The following is a 22655-nucleotide window of genomic DNA, read 5'->3' as shown; positions in this document are numbered from 1 at the left end:
TCCGCTGGTAAACCATGGTTCCGGAGGGGCGATCAAGGAAAGAATACCTAAAAGTCAAAAATAGGTAACCCATCGTTAACCCACGCGCGAAACACTACGTGAGGTTGCTTCCCGTAACACTGCGGAAGCCACACAAGAATTCTCGCCGTTACAAAGGAGCTAAGTAACGTGTCTCAGCCTCATTTGCTTCCCGGTCCCACCGCTGACTTATGGGATTGGCAGCTACAAGGCGCCTGCCGCGGAGAAAACTCAGATGTGTTTTATCACCCGGATGGCGAGCGCGGCCGCGCTCGCGCCCAGCGCGAGAATCGCGCCAAAGCCATCTGCAATTCTTGCCCAGTCATTGATTTGTGTCGCGAGCATGCCTTGCAATCCGCCGAGCCCTATGGGGTATGGGGCGGAATGAGCGAATCCGAACGCGTCGTAGAGCTTCGCCAGCGCCGCCGCGCCACTGCCCCTGTCAACGCTTAGGACGGGAAACTAGGGGGAGACGAGGGCGTCGGCAAGAAAGCGCCCCGTCACCGAATCACGCTACTGTGCCAAGTCAGCTGGTGAGCTGCCATAGACCAGCTGGCCACTGGCTGAACCGGCGCCAGGGCCCAAGCCAGTGGCGTGCTCCGCATACGCGAGTACGGCCAAGTTGTGATCGATGCAGATGACGGTGTGGCCGGAGTCCACCCGCTCATCACGCCCTGTTCCACGTAGACCACACCCGCACCGCTGCGCTTGGGGCAGGCACCCTCGGAATGCGCGGAAAAGAGTGCGGGTTTGACGCCATTGGCCTTGGCGAAGGCCCTGCGAATGGGGTCGGTATCAGCGGTGACCTTGATGTATTCCACGGCCCTAGCTAGGTACAACAAAACCCGCCACGCGGGAAGCGGGGCGGGCGTTGTTGGGAAGGTTTAGTGCTGGTGGCCGTGACCGGCGTCAGCAGGCTGCTCTTCCTGTGGCTTTTCCACCACGGAGGCCTCGGTGGTAAGAACCATGCGGGCCACGGAGGTGGCGTTGACCACCGCGGAGTGGGTGACCTTCACCGGATCGATAATGCCGTTATCGATGAGGTTGCCGTACTCGAGGGTATTGGCGTTGAAGCCTTCACCGTTGGACATCTCGGCAACGCGGGAGACGACGACAGCACCGTCGAGGCCCGCGTTTTCGGCGATCCAGTAGGCCGGGCGGGTCAAGGCACGGGCGACGGCGAGAACGCCGACCTTAGCCTCGCCCTCGAAGCCCTCGGCGAAGGACTCGAGTTCCTTGGAAATCTGGACCAGCACGGAGCCGCCGCCGGCGATGACGCCCTCTTCGACGGCCGCGCGGGCCGCGTTGATGGCGTCTTCGACGCGCAGCTTGCGCTCGTTGACCTCGGTCTCGGTAGCCGCACCAACGCGGATGACGGCCACGCCGCCGGAGAGCTTAGCCAGGCGCTCCTCGAGCTTTTCCTTATCCCAGGTGGAATCGGTGCGCTCGATGTCGCGGCGAATGTGCTCGCGGCGCTCCTCTACTGCTTCAGGGGTGCCGCCGCCATCGACGATGACGGTGTCATCCTTGGTGATGGTCACGCGGCGGGCAGAACCGAGCACGTCGAGGCCAGCCTCGTTGAGGTTGACGCCGACCTCTGGGTCGATGACGGTGGCACCGGTAACGACGGCCAGGTCATCCATGAATCCCTTGCGGCGCTCGCCAAAGTACGGAGCCTTAACGGCCGCGACCTTGAGCACCTTGCGGATGGAGTTGACGACGAGCGCCTGCAGCGGCTCGCCCTCGATGTCCTCCGCGATTATGAGGGTCGGGCGATTGGTCTCGGCGATCTTCTCCAGCAGCGGCAGGAAGTCCGGCAGGGAGGAGATCTTGTTGCGGACGAGCAATACTGCAGCGTCGTCCAGCACGGCGTGGTAGGTCTCTTCCTCCGTAGCGAAGTACGGGGAAAGGTAGCCCTTGTCAAAGGAAATGCCCTCGGTGACGTCGACGGCGGAGTCGATGGTCTGGGATTCCTCGACGGTGACCACACCGTCCTTGCCCACCTTGTCCATGGCGCCGGCAACCATCTCGCCAACCTCCGGGTCGCGGGAGGAGACGGTGGCTACCTGGGCGATTTCAGAGGAGGAGTTGACCGCGGTGGCGCGGGCCTTGAGCTCCTCGACGGCCTTTTCGGCCGCCGCCGCGATGCCGCGGTTGAGCTCGACTGGGTTGGCTCCGGCCGCGACGTTGCGCAGGCCCTCGAAGATGAGCGCCTGGGCCAGCAAGGTAGCGGTGGTGGTGCCGTCACCTGCGGTGTCATTGGTCTTGACAGCAACGGACTTGACCAGCTGTGCGCCGAGGTTTTCGAAGGGCTCCTCGATGTCGATATCGCGGGCGATGGTCACGCCGTCATTGGTGACGGTGGGGCCACCGAAGGCCTTGGACAGCACGACGTTGCGGCCGCGCGGGCCGAGGGTGACCTTGACGGCATCAGCCAGCGTATCGACGCCGCGCTGGATTCCCTCGCGGGCTTCTTGGTCGAATGCAATGAGCTTTGCCATAAGTGGGCCTACTTCTCGATGACGGCGAGCAGGTCACGGGAGGACAGCAGCAGGTACTCCTCGCCGTTGTACTTCAGCTCGGTGCCGCCGTACTTGGAAAAGACCACGGTATCGCCTTCATTGACGCCTACCGGGGTGACCTCACCCTTGTCGTTGGTGCGGCCTGGGCCTACGGCAACGACGGTAGCTTCCTGCGGCTTTTCCTTGGCGGAATCCGGAATAACCAGGCCGGAAGCAGTGGTGGTTTCAGCTTCTACGATCTGTACGAGGACGCGGTCCTCGAGAGGCTTAATGTTTGCCATGATGTTTCCTCCGTAGTGTTCGTATGCGCGCCGGTATGGCGCGCGCGTGCCGGTTGTGGATGTCCAGCACAGCCGTCGTCGCGGGTGAACAACTGTGGGTCAAACAACCTGATTAGCACTCTACCCTCGTGACTGCTAACCCTCAACAATGACCCGGCCCACATTCCTACGCCCTCAGCGATCCCTACAGCGCTCTCGTTGCCCGGCGCGTACAAAGCCGGCCAGCGCCAGCTTGACGACGCCTAGGGCGATAAACATGGCACCAAAAATCACGGCGAAGGCCGACCACCACAGCTCCTCCACCAGCGTTCGGCCGAAGGAAGCCTGTGGGGTGAGCACGTGGTGGAGTGGGAGGAGCGTCGCCAAGCACAGCGCCCAGACCACGCCGGCCGCAGTCAGGGTGAGGCACGCCGCCTCCCCCACCTGCACGCGCGCCCAGGCCGAGGGGGTGGCGCCGGCCAGGGTGAGACCGCGGATATCGGAGGCGATGCGCCCGCGCATCAGCAGCGAGGTAAGCACAGCGCCCACGATGCTGGGTGCAAAGACCGGACCTAAAAGGGCGACGAAGACCTGCCACGAGGACAACGTGCCGCCGGCGCCTGCGTCGTTTGCAAAGCGCAGGCCCGAGCCGACGGCGACAATAAAGCCGCCGATGAGCACCCACGGCACTATGTGTGGGGTGGAAAAATTGCGGCGCACGCGCACGTTGGCCCCAGCGATGCCGGCCGGGCGGGTCCATTGGTCGATGCCGGGCATGAGCCAAGGTAAGAAGAGGGCGACGAGGATGACAAGCCCCATCTCGGCCGACAGGAGGTCACCAGGGTCATCGATGCGCAGGCACCCGTAGACCGTGCCGCCAATGGCCGCGGCCGCAAGCAGGAATTTCACCAGAAGCCAGGCCGGGCGCGCGGCGCCGCGCGGCCGGAATACCCGGCGCAGCGGAGGCAACGTACCGACTAGCGCCGCGGACGTGCAGACGGCTACCGCAATGACAACGACCTGGCCGGTGATGGCAATGTCTGGCATGGGGATGCCATCGCTGCGCAGGGCGCGCACGCACGGGGCAAGCAGCGGGCGGGCAGGCAGCACGCCGAGCAGCCCGGCACCCGCGCTGACCACTGCGACGTGGCCCAGGATGAAAGCGAGGATCATCCAGCCGGGCATGCCCACCATGCGCCAGGAGCGGTAGACCGGCTCGCGCTCGGCAATGATAAGGCGCATCTGCGATAGCGTCACCAATACCACCACGCACAGGGCCATGCCCAGCACCGTGCCACCCAGCGGGCCGGCGGGGTCTCCTTCGGTTCCGGAGGAAGCCACCAGCATGGCCAGCGCCAGGGTGCACGAGGCGGAAGACACCACCAGTGTCAGCGCCACGGCCAGCCACGATAACCAATTGGATTGTAAGTCCTTAAGCCACACCAGCATGGGCCACCTCCTCTAAGGAAATGATCCGGTCGGCCGCCTCAGCGGCGAGGTGCGAGTGAGTCACCATGACCACACTGGCGCCATCGCGGGCGGCGGCGCGCAGGTGGGAAAGGACGGTGGATGCGGTGGCGTCGTCAAGCGCGCCCGTAGGCTCGTCCGCGAATATATAGGGCGCCTGGGCCAGCAGTGCCCGGGCGACGGCCACGCGTTGCTGCTGCCCGCCGGAAAGCTGCACGGGCAGGCGGCGCTCTAAGCCAGCAAGGCCAAGCGAATCAAAGACCTCTGCCACCTGGCCGCGTGTAGGGCGCCGGCCGGAAAAGCGCGCGGTCAAGGTGGCATTGCGCTTGGCGTTGAGGGATTCCAGGAGGTTATAGTCCTGGAATACAAATGCCCGCTGCGTGCGCCCCGGCGCGTTGACTCGGCCGGAGGTGGGCTTATCTAGCCCGGATAACAGGTTCAGCAGCGTGGTTTTACCGCTGCCGGAAGGCCCCATGATGGCGACGAATTCGCCTGGGGCGATGGACACAGTGACGCGATTGAGCACGGTGTGGCGGCCGTAGCGCTTGCTGAGGTTGTCTGCTTTTAACATGCCTTTGATTCCACTCGGCCGCGCAGAAGAAAGACATGGGGCGGGCTACCCGGAAAATGGTAGAGCTAGCTCTACTGCCTCACCCTGGCTAAGACGGCTAGGCTCATGGGTTATGCGAACCCTCAAAGCCTGCGCGTGGAGCCTCGTCCTCGGCGCGCTATTTATCCCGGCGTTGGTGGTTTCGGTGCTGATGCTGCCGTGGATTCCGTTGGTGGGACGCGCCGCGGAATTTGTCGGCCGGTTGGGTGCGCAGTGGATGGGCGTGGAGATCCCACCCCGGCGTGCGGGCCGATGGTTTGATTGGCAGCAGTTTTATCACCTTATTGTGCAGCTATTGCTTTCAGCTGCCTGCTTTGCCGCGTGGACTGCCTTGGGGTTTACGGCGGGCGTGCTGGTAATTGCGCCATTCGTGCCAAAGACCGAATTCTCCTTTGGCGAGTGGTCTACCACCAACCGGCCGCTCATTTTCTTCACCTGCTGGCTGACCGCTTCGTTGCTGGTGGCTTTATTGGTGGGGCTCAACCGCCTGTTGGTCTTGGCGTCAACCTCGCTGACTCGGCTGGCATTGAGCCCCTCTGCCGAGGAGTTGGCGGCCTCGCGTGCCACGCTTATCGATGCCTTCTCCGGCGAGCGCCGCCGCATCGAGCGCGAACTGCACGATGGCCCACAGCAGTATCTCACCGCGCTCAAGCTCAATTTGGCTGCGGCAAAATTGCAAGCCCCTCCTGAGGCGCAATCGGCCTTGGCCGATGCGGAGCATAATGCTTCGTTGGCCTTGGCCTCCCTGCGGGCGACGGTGCGTGGCATTGCCCCGCAGGTGCTTTTCGACGCCGGATTAATCCCCGCCCTCGACGAACTCCTCGCCCACTCCGGGCTGGAGACCGAACTACGCGTCGAAGGCATCGAGCGCTCGGTGGATGAGACCACTGCCCTGCTGGCTTACCACGCGGTAGCCGAGGCGCTTACCAACGCTTCCAAGCATGGCGCGGCCACCGAGGCAACGGTAACGGTTGCTTTTGGGGACACGCTGCGCCTGGGCATCGTTGATAATGGCACCGGACCTAACCCCAGCCCCGGCTCCGGCCCCGGAGATGACCTCGGTCCCACGGCCAAGGAGCCGGCTGAGACCGGCACCGGTATCGCCGGGCTGCGCGAGCGCGCCGCCGCACTGGGCGGCACGGTGAGCTTTGCCGCCGCACATGACGCGGCTGCGGGTGAACGCGGTGGCCGGCTGCAGGTCGAATTGCCGCTGAAGGAGGCGGAATGAAACTACTACTGGCGGAAGATTCCGCGCTGCTGCGCGCGGGGCTCGAGCAGCTACTTAGCGCTCTGGGGCATAGCGTTACGGCGGCCACGGATGCCGAAGAACTGCGCGCTATTGCCGGGCAGGAAGATTTTGACCTGATTATCACCGATGTGCGCATGCCACCGACCATGACCGACGACGGCCTGCGCGCCGTGCATGACCTGCGAGCGGCCAATCCCACCCAGCCGGTGGTGGTGCTCAGCCAATACGTAGCGGCAAGCTATCTCGACCGGCTCTTGGAGCACGGCGGATTCGGATACCTGCTTAAAGAGCGCGTTTCTGCTGTGGAAGAATTCGTGCGCACGCTAGACGAGGTCGCGCGCGGGGGCACCGTGGTGGACCCCGAGGTGGTCACTGCACTGCTGTCAGCGCGGCGTACTGGTTTAGCCCAGCTCACCGCCCGCGAGCGGGAGGTACTGGGGCTTATGGCCCAAGGATTGAGCAATAAAGAAATTGAAGACACGCTCGTTCTTACCGCCGGAGCGGTAAGCAAGCATGTCTCCAATGTGTTTATGAAGCTCGGCTTTCGGCCCGAGGACTCCAACCGGCGGGTCAAGGCCGTATTGACGTGGCTGCGCCATACCGAGCGCTAGCCAGCGGGCCGACGCTAATTACTTCTGCGAGCTGAGCCCACCGAAAATATCGCTGGAGCTCAGGGAGCTGCTACCTTCCGGATCCTTGGGCACCTCTTGGGCGTCCGGCTCGGTGGAATCGGCGGGGTCGGTGGCGTCGTCGGCAGGCGCAGCGCCGCGGTCCTTCTTCTTGAGCGAAACCTTATCCACCAGCGTGTTATCGGCTTCGTTGAAGGTGGTGAAGGTGAGCGTGTCATCGGAGACATCCACGCGCATGTAGTCCTCGGTGTAGTCCTGGCGCCACATGGCGGTAGACTCGTGGGCAAGCTTTGGATCGATGGTCTCCATGCGCGCGCCCTTGTGCTTTTTGTTATTCACGTCGGTGAAGTCGTAGTACTTGCCGCCGCCCGCGGTGGTGGTGGTCAGGTACAGCGCCTCGCCATCCTTGGGCTCGAGAACATCGCCGCGCTGCGGCTTTTCTTCCGGCAGGACCGGCTTATTGTTCTTCATCAGGTGGCTGCGGGTGTAGATGTGGTCGTGGCCGGAGAGCACGGCATCGACGTTGAGCTCAGAGAGCACCGGGGTGAGCTTCTCGCGCAGGTTGGTGACGTCCTTATCAAAATAATGGGTGCCCTGGGAGTATGGGCCATGGTGCATGCCGACGACGATCCAGTCATTATCCGCGCCACGGGATTCGATGGCCTCGCGCAAGAACTGCTCGTGGCGGGCGATATCGGCGTCGGAAGAAGCATTGGAGTCCAAACCGATGAAGAGCACGTTATTGCGCTCGAAGTAGTGGTCGCGGATATCGTCCGCCTGGTGCGGGTTGGAGAAGTGCTCATCATGGTGCTTCATGGTGAGGTTATAGGTCTCGTGGTTGCCCGGGACCGTATTGGTAGGGATGTGGCGAATCTCCGGGGCGGAGAAGTACGCATCGTACTGCGGCACCTGCGCGCCCCAGCCCTCAACCTGGTCACCCAGGGACCAGATCATGCTGGCATTCGGCACATGGGAAGCCGCGTGGCCGATGGTCTTGCGCCACTGTTCGGCTTGGTCATCCACCTTGAGGTTCACGCCGATCTGTGGATCAGCGACGGTAAGGAAGGACCAGTCATCGCCATTGGAACCGGTGTTGAAGGTCTCTGGCTCGGACCAGCCACCTTCCTCGGAGCCAACGCGGTAAGAGTACTCCGTATCCGGCTGCAGGTCGGTAGCGGTGGCGAACTGGGACTTGTACAGCAAGGCGCCAAAGTCGCGCTCGTCGGCGCGGAAGGTCGTGGTGCCTTCTGGGCCGGTAACCTCGAGGACCTCGTCTGCCTTGGACTTCGTGCGCCAAGTGACCATGACCTGGGATTCATCCTCGCCCGGCTGCAAGATGGTGCGGTAGATGGGCGTATCAGCAGCCAGCGCCGGAGCGGCGGGCACGAGGACGGTAGCGCCACCCACGGCGAGGGCGGTGGCGAAGGAGGCGACGAAGCGCGATGAACGGAGCATACAGTTTTCACCTTTGGAGTCTTAGAAGAAGCGGTACGGCTCCCTAGAACACCATAAGAATGTGAACACCGTATTACGGGCGCGCGAAAAGCGCTTGAACCCTACCTGTGAGGGGCTGGGGTTTAGAGACTCTTATCGGAGTTGATAACGGCCGCGCGCCACAGGGTGTATTCCTCCGGGTTATCTTCGCGGTAGTTCTTCACTGCGCGAATACCCTGCTCCACAGACTCGATAACGGCATCGATGGTGGTGTCTTCGCCCTCGGCGTCAACGAAAATGACGGGACCGCAGATGGAGCGGATGGGGTCCTGCAGGAAGGCGGCATTGCCGGTAGCAGCCGCGTTGCGCGCCAGGGAGGCTACCGGGTTCGGCTCGGCGCCTTCGGCCTTGGCTTCGGGATTGTAGAGCGCGGCGTAGGTGGTGCCGTCTTCCTGGAAAACAACGGAGACGCGGTCCTCGGTGGTGCCGCCAAGGAACTGGTTGGCGTGCTCCAGCTCGAACTCGAGCTTGCGGCGGGTGAGATCAGGGTTGACAAGGAAACCGACGGTCATGAGAGAAAGCTCCTTCAGAAAGCCAAGAGGGCATGAACGTTGTTTAGAGTACCGGCCCCCTGCCCCGCCTGCAGCGCGAGCGAGAAGAACTTTAGGTTAACTGCGGCTCTTCCACATCCAGCTGGGTATCGGTGCCTACGCCGAGGCCAGAGGGCTGGGCGCCTTCGTGGATGAGTTGCGCGCCGATGGCCGCGATCATCACGCCGTTATCGGTGCACAGCGAAAAGCGCGGCACGCGCAGTTCCACCCCGGCGGCGGCGCAGCGCTCGGCGGCCAGCTCGCGCAGGCGGGAATTAGCGGCCACGCCGCCTCCCAGTAGTAACACCCGGGCGCCGGTGTCCTCGCAGGCACGCACGGCCTTGGCAGTCAGGACATCTGCCACGGCTTCTTGAAAGCTGGCGCAGACATTTTCCACGCTGATGGTCTCCCCTGCCTTTTCAGCGCGCTCCACATAGCGGGCCACGGAAGTCTTGAGTCCGGAGAAGGAGAAGTCGTGGCGGTGCGGGCCGCGCAGGTCCTCGGCGCGGGACATGCCGCGCGGGAAATCGATGGTGGCTTCGCCGCGGGCAGCGAGCTTATCAATCACCGGACCGCCCGGGTAACCCAAACCGAGGAGGCGGGAGACTTTGTCGTAAGCTTCACCGGCGGCGTCGTCAAGCGTAGAGCCCAACTCGCGCATGGGCTTGCCGACGGCCTCTACCTCCAACAGCTGCGTATGCCCGCCCGAGACCAAGAGGGCCACCGAGTGCGGCAGCTCTTCGCCTTCCAAGTTGGCCACGGCAACATGGCCACCCAGGTGGTTAACGCCGTAGAAAGGCACGCCCCAAGCCGCGGCATAGGCCTTAGCGGCCGAGGCTCCCACCAGCAAGGCACCGGCCAGGCCCGGCCCCACGGTGGCGGCGATGGCATCCGGCTTTTCGATGTCCGCCTCATTCAACGCCGCCTGCATGACCTGCGGCATGGCCTCAAGGTGGGCACGGGAGGCGATTTCCGGGACGACGCCGCCGAAACGCGCGTGCTGCTCCATGGAGGAAGCGACGGCATTGGCGATGATGTCCATGTGGCCGTCCTCGCGCAGCTCGACGATGCCCACGCCGGTTTCATCGCAGGAGGACTCGATGCCCATGATCTTCATGACTGCTCCTTAATCTTCTGGGCGCTCGGACTGGCGCGGGCGCACCATCACGTGCGCATCCGCCCCGGAAGGTTGGTAATAGTTCTTGCGGATCCCCTGCTTGGCAAAGCCGTAGCGCTCATACAGGCCAATAGCGGGATCATTGCCCACGCGAACCTCGAGGAAGACCGGGGCGTCCTTGAGATCCGCGATATGGCAGATATTGTCCATCATCATCCGCGCGATGCCGCGGCGCTGCGCGGCGGGGTCGACGCCAATGGTGTGGATTTCAAACTCCGGGTCCGCGGCCGGTCCCATCATGCCGATGCCCGCATAGCCTAGGAGTTCCAAGGGTTCCGGTTCCTCGATCGCACCTTCCACGCCGAAATAGAAGTTGAAGGGCTGGGCCATTTCTTCCCGGAAAATCCGGCTGGACCACGGAGTTTCGCCTGGGAAAAGGACCTCTTCCAGCGCGGCGCACCGAGGTGCATCGGCCGGGGTTAGCTCGCGGAGCTTCACAGTTCGACCTTGGGGATGGCTGCAGAAAGCTGCTGCTGCTTTGGCGGGACCGCATCTGGGCGGCGTAGGTACAGCGGCACGACGGGCGCCGGTTCTGCCTCTAGGTCGGCCGTGGCAACGAGGGCCGCTGCGGTTGGATGGGCCGCGCGGTGCGGCAGGGCGGCGAGCTTCTCGGGGAGCTGCTCAGCAAGGCGATCAGGAATAATGACCTGCGCGGTGGAGGCAAGTTCCACCTTGAGTTCGGCCGGTTTCGTCACCGCGGGGCCAGAAATGCGCTGCACACCGGAGTCGGTGGCGCGGTAAGTGGCCCAGTAGATCTCTTTGCGGCGGGCGTCGGTGGCCACCAAGGCGGTCGCCTCGTCGGCCGCGGCGGCAGGATCTAGGTGTAGCTCGGCGGCGGCCGCGATGGCATCGTGCGTGCAGATGCCGTGGAGGGGGATAGAAAGGGCGTCGGCAAGCGCGGAGGCAGTCGCCATACCCACGCGCAACCCGGTAAATGGACCCGGGCCCACGCCGGTGACCACCGCTTCGAGGTCGGAATACTCCATGCCTGCCTCTGCGAGGACCTCAGTGATGGTAGGAATGAGCAGCTCATTATGCGCGCGGGTATCCTCCAACACGCGCTCGGTGCTCTGCCCAGTTGCGGTATCCACTACCCCGGTAACCAGGGCGGTGGTAGCCGTATCGATCGCGAGGACGCGCATTAGGCGACCATCTTCCAGGTGCCATCCTCGCGCTGGAAGCCCAGCGGCTGGGTGCCCTGGATCATGGGCACGCCGCCATCAAGGCTCTGGCCCTGCTGCTCCATGGCCTTGACCTGCATGTCAATCATCTCGCACACCTCGACCTTTTCCGGATCCAGCTCTTCGATGAAGGGCTTAGCGCTCTGGGAAATAGCTACTGCGTAGCTCTTGCCTTCAGGCACCGCACCATCTTCAAAGGTGATGTTCTCGGTGTCGATCTGTGCTTCCTTGACCTTGTCCTCGCGCATGCCCGGGCAGATGAAACCGATGGCGGGGTATTCCTCACCATAAACATCGGTGGGCATGAGGGTCATAAACTCCAAGTTATTTGGTGCCTTGTCCAGCGTGGAGGCGAGGTTTCCCTCCAAGTGGTCATCCTCGCGCAGGGTGGCGGAGGCAAGAAGAACCATCATGACAACGATAAAGATGGCGATGATGGCGGCGGTGAGGTTGCGAGCGAATTTAGTCATGGGGTGAGTATGGCTCCTTGAAAAGATGTTTAAGTTTCAGGCGGGCGGCGGTAATTCTGGCAATCGATGCTACCTGGTTAACCGCAACACAAAACCCACAGGGTAGTGCCTGCCAGTGTAGGCGGGCGACCCTGTGGGTGAGTAATTAACGCGACATATTGCCGCTATAGCAACAGCAGGAGCAGCACCTGCGAGGCAATGATCTTGCCGATAATTGTGGTGGGATAGACCGTGGCCCATCCGCGGCCGGCCAGCTCGGTGCCGGTTTGATCACGAATATAGGCAAAGACTGCAGGGTTGGTGGTCATGCCGGCCGCACAGCCCATGGCCTCGTCCCACTTCAGCTTCAGGACCAGCATGCCGATGACGCCGATCAGGATGGCGGAGACCAGCGTAATGATAAGGCCCACGCCCATGATGGTCAGGGAGGATGGATCCGTCAGGGCATCGCGGAAAGAGGCGCCGGCCGAGGTGCCCACGCCAGCGAGGAAGAGGGTCAGTCCCATATTAGAAATGGTTTCGCGCGTGTGAAATGGCATCTGCCAGTTAAGCGGACCTGTCCGGTTGAGGTAGCCCAGCAGCAGACCGACAACCACGGGGCCGCCACCAAAGCCCAGCTGCAAGGTGGAACCGCCCGGCATCGGAATCGGAATGAGGCCGAGCAACATACCCAGCGACAGGCCGATGGCCATGGACAGCAGGTCCGCGTTGCCCAAAGCGGCCTCAGAGTCACCGAGGTACTTGCGCACGTACGGCAGGCGGCTCGGGCTGGTTACTACGCGAACACGGTCCGAGTAGTTAAGCACCGTATCCGGGTGCGGAACAATGTCATTATCACCCTTGCGGACACGAGCGATGATAAAGCCGTGATCAAGAGCCTTGATCTCGCGGACGGACTTACCGGCAATATCCGGGTTGGACACGGTAATACGGGCGTACTTCAAACCGGCTTCCTCCGTCAGCTCCACCGGGTATTCTTCACCCAAAATCTCAATAGCCTTATCGACGGCCTCTTCAGAGCCGTTAAGCAGATAAGCCTCGCCCTCGCACAACGGCATTTCCGGAACAGCCAGGCGGTGGCGCTCTTCGTCAGAAATAATACGAGTAGCAACGACAGTCTGGCCGGTAACGCGGTAGATATGGCCAGCGGTGTCATTAAAGTTCTTGGTCAAACGCACGCCCTTGGCCACAAGCTCGGCGGGAATCATGCCCTCTGCGCGGGCATCTTCCTCATGGTTGACCTTAAGCACCTTAGCGCCAATGGCGGCAACGAGAATCGCGCCTATCACCGCGCCCGGATAAGCCAAGGAGTAACCGACAACCGGGGTGGAATCGCCCACCATTTCCACCACAGCGGCCATACCCGGCGTGGAGGAAAGCGAACCGGCAAACATACCGGTAGCTTCTGGCGCGCTCAGGTCAAAGGCGCGGATAAGGCCATAGCCGACCGCGACCAAAATAACCAGCATGCCCAGCATAAAGACGGTGAGCTTCCAACCGCGGGTTTTGAACTCGCGGACAAAGGAAGGCCCGAAGCTAAGGCCAATGGCATAAACGAAGATCGCCAGGCCAAATTGATAGACCAGCGGCGGAATTTGGATATCCGGATTGGCAGTAGATAGACCCAGCGCCACAAACATTGCAGCCGCGGCACCGAGGGAGATGCCGAAGATCTTAATCTTGCCGATCGCTAGACCCACCGCCATGATGACGAAGAGAGATAGCAAAGGACTTGAGGCGAGAAAATTCAACACCGTAATAGATTTACGTAGTGGTTATACCCGGATCAAGTTAACCACCCAGTGATAATGATCACTTTATCCCCCTGGGGCTAAGATTTGTGCTATGCCGCACCTTGCCAGGACCATGTGAAGCGGCGAACATCCTCATCTGCGCCGGCATAGTCCGCCGGCTCGCGGTCAATGCTGATAAATAGGTAGCGCTCCGCAATCTGCTCTACTAGTCCCCCGCCCCATTCGGCAATAACCACGGCGTCTTCAAGCTCCGTGTCCAGGTCGAGGGCGTCAAGCTCCCCTAACGGATCCCCAGAATTAGCACCGCCTTCATCGAGCAGGCGGTAGGCATCCACATGCACAAGGTCTGGCCCACCCACAGTAGAACGGTGCACGCGGGCGATAACGAAGGTCGGCGAGGTAACGCGACCTTTAACCCGCGTGCCCTTGGCAACGCCCTGCGTGAGCGTCGTCTTTCCAGCCCCCAACGGCCCATCCAGAATCACTACATCGCCGGCTTCAAGCGCTGCGCCCAGTTCTTCCCCGAATGCGTAGGTTTCTTCCACCGTGGATAGGTCGCGGCTGCCGGATTCCGGAAAGCTACTGCGCATCATCTTCTCCTATATATTCGCGTTCGGTGCGGCCATCGGGCAGGCACACTACCTCATAGTTAATGGTTCCTGCCGCCGCGGCGAGATCCGTGGCCGATACTCCCCCGTTGCCAAAGATCACGGCTTCTTGCCCCGTGTCCACACCATGGGGGTTTTCGCCCAAGTCCACCACAATCTGGTCCATGCAGATACGGCCTACTTGGGGGTAGAGGTGCCCACCAATGCCTACGTGCAGGTCGCCCTGGTAGCCACGCGGCAGGCCATCGGCATAACCACAATCCACTGTGGCCAAAAATCCCGGCTTATCCGCCTTCCAGGTCAATCCATAGCACGTGCCCTCCCCCGGTTTAATGGGCTTGACGTTAAAAATCTGTCCGGACCAGGTCATGGCGGGGCGCAGGCCGTGCTCACGCCCTTCGATGGGCTCCAAGCCATAGCAGGCGGCGCCTACGCGCACCTGCTCAAAATAGGAGGAAGGGCGCGTCAGCACGGCAGGCGAATTGGCCAGGTGATTGACTGGGCACTCCAGGCCAATCTCGCGCGCGAGCCGCAGGGCCGCGCGAAACGCCTCCTCTTGGGCATCATTGTGCGGATTATCAGGCTCATCGGCACACGCAAAGTGAGACATGAGGCCGAGCACTTTGATGTGTGGGGCATCGCGCAGCACCTTAAAGGTCTCTGCCCAATCCTCTTCATCCACACCGGAGCGGTGCATGCCGGTTTCCACCTTGACGTATACCTCAGCAGGAAAATCGGCCTTGACCAGCTTATGCGCCTGCTCAAGGGAGTTGACCGCCACCTCGATTCCATTGGCCAAGGCTTCTTCGAGGATTTCATCTGTTTGCCAAATCCACGCCACGATGGGCGCATCCACGCCCGCGCGGCGCAGGTCCACGGCCTCCCGCAGGGTGGCCACGCCAAAGCAATCCGCGCCGGCGCGCGCCATCACCGGCACAACCTTGGCCGCGCCATGCCCATAGGCATCGGCCTTGACCACGCACATCAGCTTGACCCCAGGCCCCACCTTTTCCTTGATGAGGCGGACGTTGTGCGCAATAGCGGAGAGATCAATCGTGGTTTTCAGCATGCCCACCATTGTGCCACTGCTCACCCTTGTGCTGAATTCGGGTAGGGTGCGGCGCACTGACTCGCGATACCTCCACCTTGGAGTTGGCTCATCCAATGTCCTCTATGGAAACTTGTCTCGTAAGTTCTATCCGCGAGCAGAAATCTTCATCATGGCTCACCACTAGCAATGCGCCCCGATAGTTTTTCAAGACCGAGACCAACCAATCAACAGTTGAAATATCAATGTTGTTAGTCGGCTCATCGAGCATTAGAAATTGTGGCGCCGGATCCGCTAAGAGCACTCTGGCGAATTCCGCTCTAAATCTTTCGCCTCCCGAGAGGGTCCCTGTCAACGCATGAACCGAGTCAGATTGAAACAACAACTGAGCAAGCCGATCACGGATGAACTGCGGATTCTCTTGTGGATTCGCGTTAGTAACCACGTCCCATACGCTTAAAGAAGGATCTAATCCAATTCGTTGACGCAAGTATCCTGAATTATCGATCACGTAGCCCGCCTCACCGGAGTTAATTCGGTTTAAGAGCGTGGTCTTGCCACTTCCATTTGGTCCTGACAAGCGCACCCGTTCTGAGCCGACAATTGAAAGCCCAGGAATCGAAATAACCCGCCTTCCTTCCGGCAGCTCAGTTTGTGGCAGCTCGATATACACCGAATCATCATCTCGTATGTTTCGCTCAGCTCGAGCTAAAGAGCGTTGGGCCGCTTCAACTGCGCCTGAATGCAGCTGCGCTCTGCGCGATGCCGTCTTTTCGGATCGCTGCTTATCGAGCTTCATCGTCATGCCTGGTTTGCGCTTCGACTCCGCGAACTTCTTTCCACGGCGCGCATCACGCGCAATCCGTGTTTGCATTGCTTGTTGTTCGTGGAGTTGCTGCTTATAAGTCGCCTTGGCGGTAGATACTGCTTTTTGAGCTACTTCTTGTTCTGCATTAATCGTGGCAAGGTAGTCGGAATAGTTGCCTTGGAAGAAGCGTAGGTTCCCATCCCTTAATTCCGCTACCTCGGAAACTACATCCAACAGATCTTTGTCATGGCTTACCATTAACACCGGCGCCGCGACACTTACCAACATATCTTTCAGGTGCTTCTTTGCAGTTCCGTCGAGGTTATTGGTCGGTTCATCGAGGATAATGAAATCTGGCTCAGACAAGAACACTGCCACCAAACCGACGCGGACCGCTTCCCCTCCAGAGAGACTTTCGATAGGGCGGTCCAACGGGATATCCAATCCGGCAGCAGAAAGGGCAGCGGTAATGCGCTCACCGACGTCCCATTGCTCCCCAATTAACTCATAGAGTTCTGGTTCATACTCACCGGCTTCGACTGCGGAAATCGCCGCGAGCACTTGGGCGACACCGAAGATGTCTGCTACTACATCATTTTCATTCCAAGCAAGGTCTTGTGGCAGGTACGCTATCGATTCCGGCTTTTCCACCGTTCCAGCAGTGGGCAAGATTTTACCAAGGATGACGCTTAACAGAGTTGTCTTTCCTGCACCATTATCCCCAATGAGCGCAGTTAAAGGGCTGGAAAAGGCACCGTTTAGGCCACTGAAGCAGGTTGTGCCGTCGGGCCATACTAGGGAAAGGTCGTTCAATAAAATAGGCATGCTTAAATCCGTTCTTCCTTTAGTGTTTTATGCAAAAACACGACGGATGAGCACTGCCTACTCCTTTCACCGACAACAATTGCTCCCCATAGCATAACAGTTTCAAGCTTCAAAGAAAGGCCAAAGCCCCCTTACCTCCCACGCAAGAAACGCGGCAAGTAAGGGGGCTTAGCTAGTACCGTTCGGTGTGGATTACTCCACGGTCACGGACTTGGCCAGGTTACGCGGCTGATCCACGTCGTAGCCCTTGGACTTTGCTACATGGGCAGCAAAAATTTGCAGCGGCACGGTGGCCAGCAGCGGCTGCATGAGGGTCGGTGCCTTCGGGATGCGGATGACGTGGTTAGCGTAATCCTCCACGGCGGTATCGCCTTCTTCCGCAATCACGATGGTGATGGCACCGCGGGCGCGGATCTCCTGGATATTGGAGACGACCTTGGAGTGCAGGGAGTCGCGGCCGCGCGGGGACGGCACGATGACGAAGACCGGCTGGCCTTCTTCAATCAGCGCAATCGGGCCGTGCTTGAGCTCGCCGGCGGCAAAGCCCTCGGCGTGCAGGTAGGCGATCTCCTTGAGCTTCAGCGCGCCCTCAAGAGCTACAGGGAAGCCGACGTGGCGGCCCAGGAAGAGCACGGATTCCGCGTCCTTCATGGAGTTGGCCAGGTTGGCCACTTGGTCCTCTTCGTCGATGACGTTTTGGACCTTGTCCGGCATGTGACGCAGCTCAGCAAGAACGCTCTGGATTTCATCGGCGAACATGTTGCCGCGCAGCTGGGCCAGGTAGAGGCCGAGCAGGTAGGTAGCGGTAATCTGCGCCAGGAAGGCCTTGGTGGAGGCTACGGCGATTTCCGGACCGGCGTGGGTGTAGAGTGCGGCATCGGATTCGCGCGGGATGGACGAGCCCTGGGTATTGCAGATGGCAATAACCTTGGCGCCCTGCTGGCGAGCGTGGCGCACGGCCATCAAGGTATCCATGGTCTCGCCGGACTGGGACAGTGCAACAACGAGGGTCTTCTCGTTCACAATCGGATCGCGGTAGCGGAACTCGTGGGCGAGCTCAACCTCGGTAGGAATGCGGCACCAGTGCTCGATAGCGTAGCGTGCCACGTGGCCGGCATAAGCGGCGGTACCGCAGGCAATGACGATGATCTTGTCGATGGACTTCAAAACGGTCTCATCGATGCGCAGATCATCGAGAGCCAGCTGGCCCTGTTCATCGAAGCGGCCGAGGAGGGTATCGCGCACAGCGGCGGGCTGATCGTGGATTTCCTTTTCCATGAAGGAATCAAAGCCGCCCTTTTCCGCGGCGGCGGCATCCCACTTGATTTCAAATGGCTTGCCCTGTGCAGGGTTGCCCTCATAATCGGTGATTTCTACCTCGTCGGCGGTGATGGTCACGACCTGGTCGTTATCCATCTCCACGGCGGACTTGGTGTAGTCAATGAAGCCGGATACATCGGAGCCGAGGAAGTTTTCGCCCTCGCCTAGGCCGATAACCAACGGCGAGTCACGGCGAGCGGCAACGATGCGATCGGCCTGCTCGGCGTGGATGGCCAGCAGGGTGAATGCGCCCTCCAGGCGGGAGCAGGTCAGCTGCATGGCCTTGGTCAGGTCACCAGCGGCCTCGTTGTGGAAGACATCGCCCAGCAACGTAGCGGCAACTTCAGTGTCGGTCTCAGAAACGAAGTTATAGCCCTTATTCAAAAGCTCGGACTTAAGCTCGGCAAAGTTTTCAATGATGCCGTTGTGCACCACGGCCAGCTTGCCACCATCGACCACGTGCGGGTGCGCATTCAGATCGGTAGGGCCACCATGGGTAGCCCAGCGGGTATGGCCAATGCCCAGCACGGAGTCTGGCAACGGGCGGGCCTCAATCTCAGCATCCAGCGCAGCGACCTTACCGGCCTTCTTGCGCCAGCTGATGTCCCCGTCGGCGTACATTGCTACGCCAGCGGAGTCATAGCCGCGGTATTCCAAACGGCGCAGCCCTTCCAGAACTACGTCGAGGGCGAAGTAATCACGGTCACCACCAGCGTGACCAATATATCCAACAATTCCACACATGGTTGCTGATTTTACAGCACGAGGGGCAAACCTCTAGGCGGGCGGGGCGTCGGCAAGTAAGGCCTAACACCCCACCCGCTAGTGCGCTGGGAAAACTAGCGCGTCGCCTGCTCCAAAAGCTCCAGAATGTGGTGGTAATCCTCGCCGGTAGCACGGGTCAGGCCGAGCTCGCAGGTGCGGTTGGTCGAGGCGTGATACTGCGCCCCGATTTCCTTGACTTGCGCTGCCTCGGCGCGGGTAGCGGCTTCTGTAAGTTCTGGGTGGAGCATGCCGCGGTCGCCAGCATAACCACAGCAATTCCAGTCAGTAGGAATGTGGACCTCGGCCGCGGCGGCGCGGGCTACCTTTTCTACGTCCTCCATCATGCCCAGCTGGAAGGCAGAGCAGGTGGGGTGCACGGTCACGGAGGCCGCGGGGTTCTTGACCGCAAGCTGTGGCAGGAGGGTATCGGCCGTAAAGCTAATGGCGTCGATGACGGTAATGCCTACCGACTCCAGCATGTCCTTAAATCCGGCTGTGCAGCTGCTAGCGTCCACGATGACCGGCAGGCGCGCACCATCGGTGGCCTCCATGACGACATCGCGCACGCGCTGTTCCATTGCATCGTGGCCGGCCTGCATGCCCTTAGAAGCCCATGGGGTGCCACAGCAGAGCTTGTCGATGCCCGCCGGAACCTCCAGCGCTACCCCGGCGCGTTCCAAGAGAGCCACGAAGGAATCGGTAGTGCCCTTGCCGCCGCCCTGCGGGCCAAACATGGTGTTCACGCAGGCGGGCAGGTAGATGCCGGTGGTCTGCGCGTAGCGGTCGCCCACGCGCCCGGCCAAGCGGCCGCGGGACTTGCCGCCCTTGCCCAGCTCCGGCTGGTATTGCGGCAGGTTATCGGTGCCGATGAGGCTGCGGCCCACGTCGGTAACCTTCTTGACTAGCTGGGTGGGAAGCAAGTGCGCGCCGGTCAGCGCCAGCCCGGCGCCTTGGCTAACCACCTGCCAGTTCTTGGCGGCCGCGCCCCATAGCTTCTGCTGCGCTGGTTGGGCCTCCTCGCGGCGCAGGCGCTTGATGAACTTGCCGGTATCGATGCCTACTGGGCAGGCTGTGCGGCACATGGAATCTACCGCGCAGGTCTCGATACCCATGTATTCATAGGCCTCATCCAGCTCGGCTACGAGCTGGCTATCGCCGGCTTCTTCCGCGCGCTTGCGAGCGCGGCGCACCACAATGCGTTGGCGTGGGGTCAGCGTGAGATCGCGCGACGGGCAAACCGGCTCGCAGTAGCCGCACTCCACGCAGCGGTCCACTTCCTCTTCCACCGTGGGGTTGAGCTTGATGTTTTTGATGTGCGCATCCGGATCATCATCCAAGATGACGCCCGGGTTCATCGTGTTGGTGGGATCGCAGGCCCGCTTGAGTTCCTGCATGACCGCATAGAGCTCGTCGCCGTACTGGCGGCGCACATACGGCGCCATGGCGCGGCCGGTGCCGTGTTCCGCCTTGAGGTTGCCCTCGGCCGCGAGGACCAAGTCCACCATGCCCTCGTTGAAGTCGTTATACCGACCGATGGCGTCATCGCCTTCAAAGCGGTCCGTAAGCAAGAAGTGGATATTGCCGTCCTTGGCGTGGCCGAAGATTACGGCGTCGTCATAGCCATAGCGGGCAAAGAGTTCCTGCAGGGAAGAACAGGTATCAGCCAAGTCCCCCACGGGCACGACGATGTCTTCCAAAAGCGCGGTTGTACCGGACGGGCGCGCCTCAGCTACCTGGGCATACAGGCCCTTGCGGAAGCTCCATGCGGTATTGCGCGAAGCGGTATCGGCCGAGAAGGCGGCTGGCGATTGCAGCGGTAGCTCGCGCAGAAGCTGCGAGCCCTTGCCCTCCTTCTCCCGCAATTCTTCTTCCGCGTCGGCATGGTACTCAATGAGCAGTGCGGCCTGCTTGTCCACATCGAAACCGGTGATGGCCTGCGGGACCTTGTCAAAACCTTGGCCCACGCGAATAGAGGCGGAGTCCATTAGCTCCAAGGTGGCCGCCCCGGTATCCAGCAGAGCCGGCAGGGACTTGGTGGCAGCGGTGAGGTCATCAAATACCGCCACCGTGGTGGTGGTCAGCTTAGAAATCGGCACGGTGCGGAAAACCGCTTCCGCAATAAAGGCCAGGGTGCCCTCCGAGCCGATAAGCAGGTGCTCAAAAAGTTTGACCGGGCTATCAAAGTCCAAGAAGGAATTGAGGCCATAGCCCATCGTGTTTTTCAGCTGGAAGTGGCGGCGGATAATATCCACGGACTCTTGATTATCGCGCACGCGGCGCTGCAGGCGGATAAGCGTGTCCACCAGCTCCGGCTCCTGCGCTTGGAACTGCCGGTCGGCGTCCGGATCGGCGGTGTTAATCACGGTGCCGGTGGGCAGCACGAAGGTCAGCGATTCCAGGGTGTTATACGTATTGAGCTCAGTGCCGCAGGCCATGCCGGAAGAGTTATTGGCCACCACGCCGCCAATGGTGCAGGCAGACTCACTCGCCGGATCCGGGCCGAGCTTGCGGTTGCGCAGGCCCAACCGAGCATTAACCTGGCGCACCGTCGCACCAGGCTGGACGCGCACGCGCTTGCCCTCATCCAATACCTCGATGCCGCGGAAGTGCTTGCGCACGTCCACCAGGTAACCATCGCCAGAGGCCTGGCCGGCAAGGGACGTGCCGCCAGAGCGCAGGGTTACCGGAACATTCTGCTGTCGGCCCGCACGGAAGATGGCGGCCACGTGCTCGGCGGAGCGAGCCTCGATGACTGCCTTGGGGGTGTACAGGTAGTGCGAGGCATCGGAAGCATGCGCCACGCGGTCAATAACCTCGGTTTTTACCTCCATCCCGTAGCGGTTAGAAAGTTCTTCCACATCAACGACACCGGTAGTCATGTACCGCAGCCTGCCTTCCCAGAAAAATAGAGTATGTAGTTGCCCACACATTGCACTCCCCTGCGCACAGGCGCGCAAGTTAGGAGGGGCTTAGGAAAGCTTTTCCACCACACCCGTAGCTCGGCTGGATACTGCGCAGACATTTCTCAGATAAACCCGCACCCTTTCCCGCCTAGCGGGTGATCTTCATCTATCCTGGAATGCGTGTCTGCGAATTTGAATAAACATCTAGCAACGTTGTCGAAGCGTGGTCGCAACCGAGTTTTGGTTGGCGACCTTGACTATGCCGGAATCACCGGCAAGGTTTATACCCCCGCGGAGGGCCAAAGCCTGCCCGCCGTGGCCTTTGGCCATGACTGGATGCACAAGATTAAGGATTACCACGCCACCCTGCGCCACCTAGCTAGCTGGGGCATCGTCGTGGTAGCCCCCGATTCCGAGACCGGCCCCTTCCCCAACCACCGCAACTTGGCCGCGGATATGGAATCCGCGCTGCAGATTGCCGCTGGGGTAAAACTTGGCGCCGGAAATATTACGGTCTCCCCGGGCAAGCTCGGCATGATTGGCCACGGCATGGGCGGTGGTACGGCCGTGCTTGGCGCCTTGGATAACCAGAAGGTCGCCGCCGTCGCCGCCATTTACCCTTCCATCACCGCGCCGTCTGCGGTGCAGGCGGCCCGCCGCATTACTACCCCGGGCTTGGTCATTGGCGCCGGCCAGGAAGACATTTTCAATGCCGGCAACCCCGCCAAGCTAGCCTATAACTGGAATGGCCCAGTCTGCTTCCGCGCCATCGACAAGGGCAGTCACGCTGGCTTTACCGAGGATCGCCTGCGCAAGCTGGCCATCGGCACCGCCGCATTCCAATCCGGCCCCACCGAAATCGCCCGCGGTTTGGTCACCGGATTCTTGCTAGCCACCCTCAATGGCGATTCCACCTATGACGCCTTTGCGGATCCAGAGGCCAGCGCGAAGAAGGTCCAAAGCCTCGTAGGCGAGGACTTGGCCGAGCGCGCAGGTGTCACCCGCGACGCCTAAGTA

21 protein-coding genes are annotated in these 22655 nt (G+C 61.2%); 4 read left to right on the top strand and 17 right to left on the bottom strand.

Annotated features, from left to right (window positions below; translation table 11 throughout):
* Nucleotides 1–168 precede the first annotated feature (168 nt).
* The gene (locus tag BKN05_RS03955; protein ID WP_198492550.1) at nucleotides 169–471 is read left to right on the top strand and encodes a WhiB family transcriptional regulator; all 303 of its coding nucleotides are present in this window, start codon (nucleotides 169–171) and stop codon (nucleotides 469–471) included.
* Nucleotides 472–531: 60 nt separating this feature from the next.
* On the opposite strand, the gene BKN05_RS03950 is transcribed toward BKN05_RS03955, so the two are convergent.
* The 5 genes from BKN05_RS03950 to BKN05_RS03930 all read right to left on the bottom strand — a co-directional run bounded on the left by BKN05_RS03950 (nucleotide 532) and on the right by BKN05_RS03930 (nucleotide 4838).
* Complete coding sequence (locus BKN05_RS03950) at nucleotides 532–678, bottom strand: daunorubicin resistance protein (protein ID WP_198492549.1); 147 nt, start codon at nucleotides 676–678, stop codon at nucleotides 532–534.
* Nucleotides 679–902: 224 nt separating this feature from the next.
* Nucleotides 903–2519 carry a chaperonin GroEL gene (groL, locus tag BKN05_RS03945; RefSeq protein WP_049378912.1) on the bottom strand — a complete coding sequence of 539 codons (1617 nt, stop codon included), beginning with the start codon at nucleotides 2517–2519 and terminating at the stop codon, nucleotides 903–905.
* An 8-nt stretch (nucleotides 2520–2527) separates the two neighbouring features.
* Nucleotides 2528–2821, bottom strand: a complete 294-nt coding sequence (gene groES / locus BKN05_RS03940) for a co-chaperone GroES (protein ID WP_005322702.1) — start codon at nucleotides 2819–2821, stop codon at nucleotides 2528–2530.
* A 174-nt stretch (nucleotides 2822–2995) separates the two neighbouring features.
* Complete coding sequence (locus BKN05_RS03935) at nucleotides 2996–4249, bottom strand: FtsX-like permease family protein (protein ID WP_286687997.1); 1254 nt, start codon at nucleotides 4247–4249, stop codon at nucleotides 2996–2998.
* Nucleotides 4233–4838, bottom strand: a complete 606-nt coding sequence (locus tag BKN05_RS03930) for an ABC transporter ATP-binding protein (protein WP_198492546.1) — start codon at nucleotides 4836–4838, stop codon at nucleotides 4233–4235. The genes BKN05_RS03935 and BKN05_RS03930 overlap by 17 nt, the downstream gene beginning before the upstream one ends.
* Before the next feature lie 112 nt (nucleotides 4839–4950).
* Between BKN05_RS03930 and BKN05_RS03925 the strand changes: the two genes are divergently transcribed.
* On the top strand, nucleotides 4951–6105 hold the full coding sequence (locus tag BKN05_RS03925; RefSeq protein WP_286687996.1) for a sensor histidine kinase: 1155 nt from the start codon (nucleotides 4951–4953) through the stop codon (nucleotides 6103–6105).
* Nucleotides 6102–6737, top strand: coding sequence for a response regulator (locus tag BKN05_RS03920; RefSeq protein WP_225745944.1), 636 nt, complete (start codon nucleotides 6102–6104; stop codon nucleotides 6735–6737). Before BKN05_RS03925 ends, BKN05_RS03920 begins: the two co-directional genes overlap by 4 nt.
* An 18-nt stretch (nucleotides 6738–6755) precedes the next feature.
* Here the strand turns inward: BKN05_RS03920 and BKN05_RS03915 are convergent, their stop codons facing one another.
* The 12 genes from BKN05_RS03915 to BKN05_RS03860 all read right to left on the bottom strand — a co-directional run bounded on the left by BKN05_RS03915 (nucleotide 6756) and on the right by BKN05_RS03860 (nucleotide 21614).
* Nucleotides 6756–8210, bottom strand: coding sequence for a purple acid phosphatase family protein (locus BKN05_RS03915; RefSeq protein WP_286687995.1), 1455 nt, complete (start codon nucleotides 8208–8210; stop codon nucleotides 6756–6758).
* A gap of 122 nt (nucleotides 8211–8332) precedes the next feature.
* Nucleotides 8333–8761 (bottom strand): hypothetical protein, encoded by a 429-nt coding sequence (locus tag BKN05_RS03910; RefSeq protein WP_005322709.1) that lies wholly within the window; start codon nucleotides 8759–8761, stop codon nucleotides 8333–8335.
* A gap of 91 nt (nucleotides 8762–8852) precedes the next feature.
* The gene (gene tsaD, locus BKN05_RS03905) at nucleotides 8853–9896 is read right to left on the bottom strand and encodes a tRNA (adenosine(37)-N6)-threonylcarbamoyltransferase complex transferase subunit TsaD (RefSeq protein ID WP_049378906.1); all 1044 of its coding nucleotides are present in this window, start codon (nucleotides 9894–9896) and stop codon (nucleotides 8853–8855) included.
* A gap of 9 nt (nucleotides 9897–9905) precedes the next feature.
* Complete coding sequence (gene rimI, locus BKN05_RS03900) at nucleotides 9906–10394, bottom strand: ribosomal protein S18-alanine N-acetyltransferase (RefSeq protein WP_286687994.1); 489 nt, start codon at nucleotides 10392–10394, stop codon at nucleotides 9906–9908.
* Nucleotides 10391–11098, bottom strand: coding sequence for a tRNA (adenosine(37)-N6)-threonylcarbamoyltransferase complex dimerization subunit type 1 TsaB (gene tsaB, locus BKN05_RS03895; RefSeq protein ID WP_198492541.1), 708 nt, complete (start codon nucleotides 11096–11098; stop codon nucleotides 10391–10393). The genes rimI and tsaB overlap by 4 nt, the downstream gene beginning before the upstream one ends.
* A complete protein-coding gene (locus tag BKN05_RS03890; RefSeq protein WP_198492540.1) occupies nucleotides 11098–11607 on the bottom strand; it encodes a hypothetical protein in 510 nt (169 codons plus the stop codon). The genes tsaB and BKN05_RS03890 overlap by 1 nt, the downstream gene beginning before the upstream one ends.
* 164 nt (nucleotides 11608–11771) lie before the next feature.
* Complete coding sequence (locus BKN05_RS03885) at nucleotides 11772–13361, bottom strand: aspartate:alanine exchanger family transporter (protein WP_198492539.1); 1590 nt, start codon at nucleotides 13359–13361, stop codon at nucleotides 11772–11774.
* An 89-nt stretch (nucleotides 13362–13450) separates the two neighbouring features.
* On the bottom strand, nucleotides 13451–13951 hold the full coding sequence (tsaE, locus tag BKN05_RS03880; RefSeq protein WP_286688012.1) for a tRNA (adenosine(37)-N6)-threonylcarbamoyltransferase complex ATPase subunit type 1 TsaE: 501 nt from the start codon (nucleotides 13949–13951) through the stop codon (nucleotides 13451–13453).
* Entirely contained in the window at nucleotides 13941–15044 is a 1104-nt protein-coding gene (alr, locus tag BKN05_RS03875; protein WP_049378945.1) for an alanine racemase, read from the bottom strand. The genes tsaE and alr overlap by 11 nt, the downstream gene beginning before the upstream one ends.
* Nucleotides 15045–15126: 82 nt before the next feature.
* The gene (locus BKN05_RS03870) at nucleotides 15127–16650 is read right to left on the bottom strand and encodes an ABC-F family ATP-binding cassette domain-containing protein (RefSeq protein ID WP_286687993.1); all 1524 of its coding nucleotides are present in this window, start codon (nucleotides 16648–16650) and stop codon (nucleotides 15127–15129) included.
* 192 nt (nucleotides 16651–16842) lie between these two features.
* Entirely contained in the window at nucleotides 16843–18714 is a 1872-nt protein-coding gene (glmS, locus tag BKN05_RS03865) for a glutamine--fructose-6-phosphate transaminase (isomerizing) (protein WP_198492537.1), read from the bottom strand.
* Between the two features lie 95 nt (nucleotides 18715–18809).
* Nucleotides 18810–21614, bottom strand: coding sequence for an FAD-binding and (Fe-S)-binding domain-containing protein (locus BKN05_RS03860; RefSeq protein ID WP_286687992.1), 2805 nt, complete (start codon nucleotides 21612–21614; stop codon nucleotides 18810–18812).
* Between the two features lie 204 nt (nucleotides 21615–21818).
* On the opposite strand from BKN05_RS03860, the gene BKN05_RS03855 reads away from it, so the two are divergent.
* Complete coding sequence (locus BKN05_RS03855) at nucleotides 21819–22652, top strand: dienelactone hydrolase family protein (RefSeq protein ID WP_049378898.1); 834 nt, start codon at nucleotides 21819–21821, stop codon at nucleotides 22650–22652.
* Nucleotides 22653–22655 lie beyond the last annotated feature (3 nt).

It is taken from the genome of Corynebacterium sp. S5S1, from assembly GCF_001913985.1.
In the GTDB taxonomy this organism is placed as follows: domain Bacteria; phylum Actinomycetota; class Actinomycetes; order Mycobacteriales; family Mycobacteriaceae; genus Corynebacterium; species Corynebacterium marquesiae.
This window is presented reverse-complemented; position numbering and strand designations above follow the sequence as displayed.

Excerpts from the sequence above, each read along its gene's own strand:
- BKN05_RS03870 (WP_286687993.1), bottom strand. The coding sequence starts at position 16,650 with ATGCCTATTTTATTGAACGACCTTTCCCTAGTATGGCCCGACGGCACA.
- groES (WP_005322702.1), bottom strand. The coding sequence starts at position 2,821 with ATGGCAAACATTAAGCCTCTCGAGGACCGCGTCCTCGTACAGATCGTA.
- tsaD (WP_049378906.1), bottom strand. The coding sequence starts at position 9,896 with ATGAAGATCATGGGCATCGAGTCCTCCTGCGATGAAACCGGCGTGGGC.
- BKN05_RS03920 (WP_225745944.1), top strand. The coding sequence starts at position 6,102 with ATGAAACTACTACTGGCGGAAGATTCCGCGCTGCTGCGCGCGGGGCTC.
- groL (WP_049378912.1), bottom strand. The coding sequence starts at position 2,519 with ATGGCAAAGCTCATTGCATTCGACCAAGAAGCCCGCGAGGGAATCCAG.
- BKN05_RS03935 (WP_286687997.1), bottom strand. The coding sequence starts at position 4,249 with ATGCTGGTGTGGCTTAAGGACTTACAATCCAATTGGTTATCGTGGCTG.
- BKN05_RS03860 (WP_286687992.1), bottom strand. The coding sequence starts at position 21,614 with ATGACTACCGGTGTCGTTGATGTGGAAGAACTTTCTAACCGCTACGGG.
- tsaB (WP_198492541.1), bottom strand. The coding sequence starts at position 11,098 with ATGCGCGTCCTCGCGATCGATACGGCTACCACCGCCCTGGTTACCGGG.
- tsaE (WP_286688012.1), bottom strand. The coding sequence starts at position 13,951 with ATGCGCAGTAGCTTTCCGGAATCCGGCAGCCGCGACCTATCCACGGTG.
- BKN05_RS03890 (WP_198492540.1), bottom strand. The coding sequence starts at position 11,607 with ATGACTAAATTCGCTCGCAACCTCACCGCCGCCATCATCGCCATCTTT.
- BKN05_RS03915 (WP_286687995.1), bottom strand. The coding sequence starts at position 8,210 with ATGCTCCGTTCATCGCGCTTCGTCGCCTCCTTCGCCACCGCCCTCGCC.
- BKN05_RS03910 (WP_005322709.1), bottom strand. The coding sequence starts at position 8,761 with ATGACCGTCGGTTTCCTTGTCAACCCTGATCTCACCCGCCGCAAGCTC.
- BKN05_RS03925 (WP_286687996.1), top strand. The coding sequence starts at position 4,951 with ATGCGAACCCTCAAAGCCTGCGCGTGGAGCCTCGTCCTCGGCGCGCTA.
- glmS (WP_198492537.1), bottom strand. The coding sequence starts at position 18,714 with ATGTGTGGAATTGTTGGATATATTGGTCACGCTGGTGGTGACCGTGAT.
- BKN05_RS03930 (WP_198492546.1), bottom strand. The coding sequence starts at position 4,838 with ATGTTAAAAGCAGACAACCTCAGCAAGCGCTACGGCCGCCACACCGTG.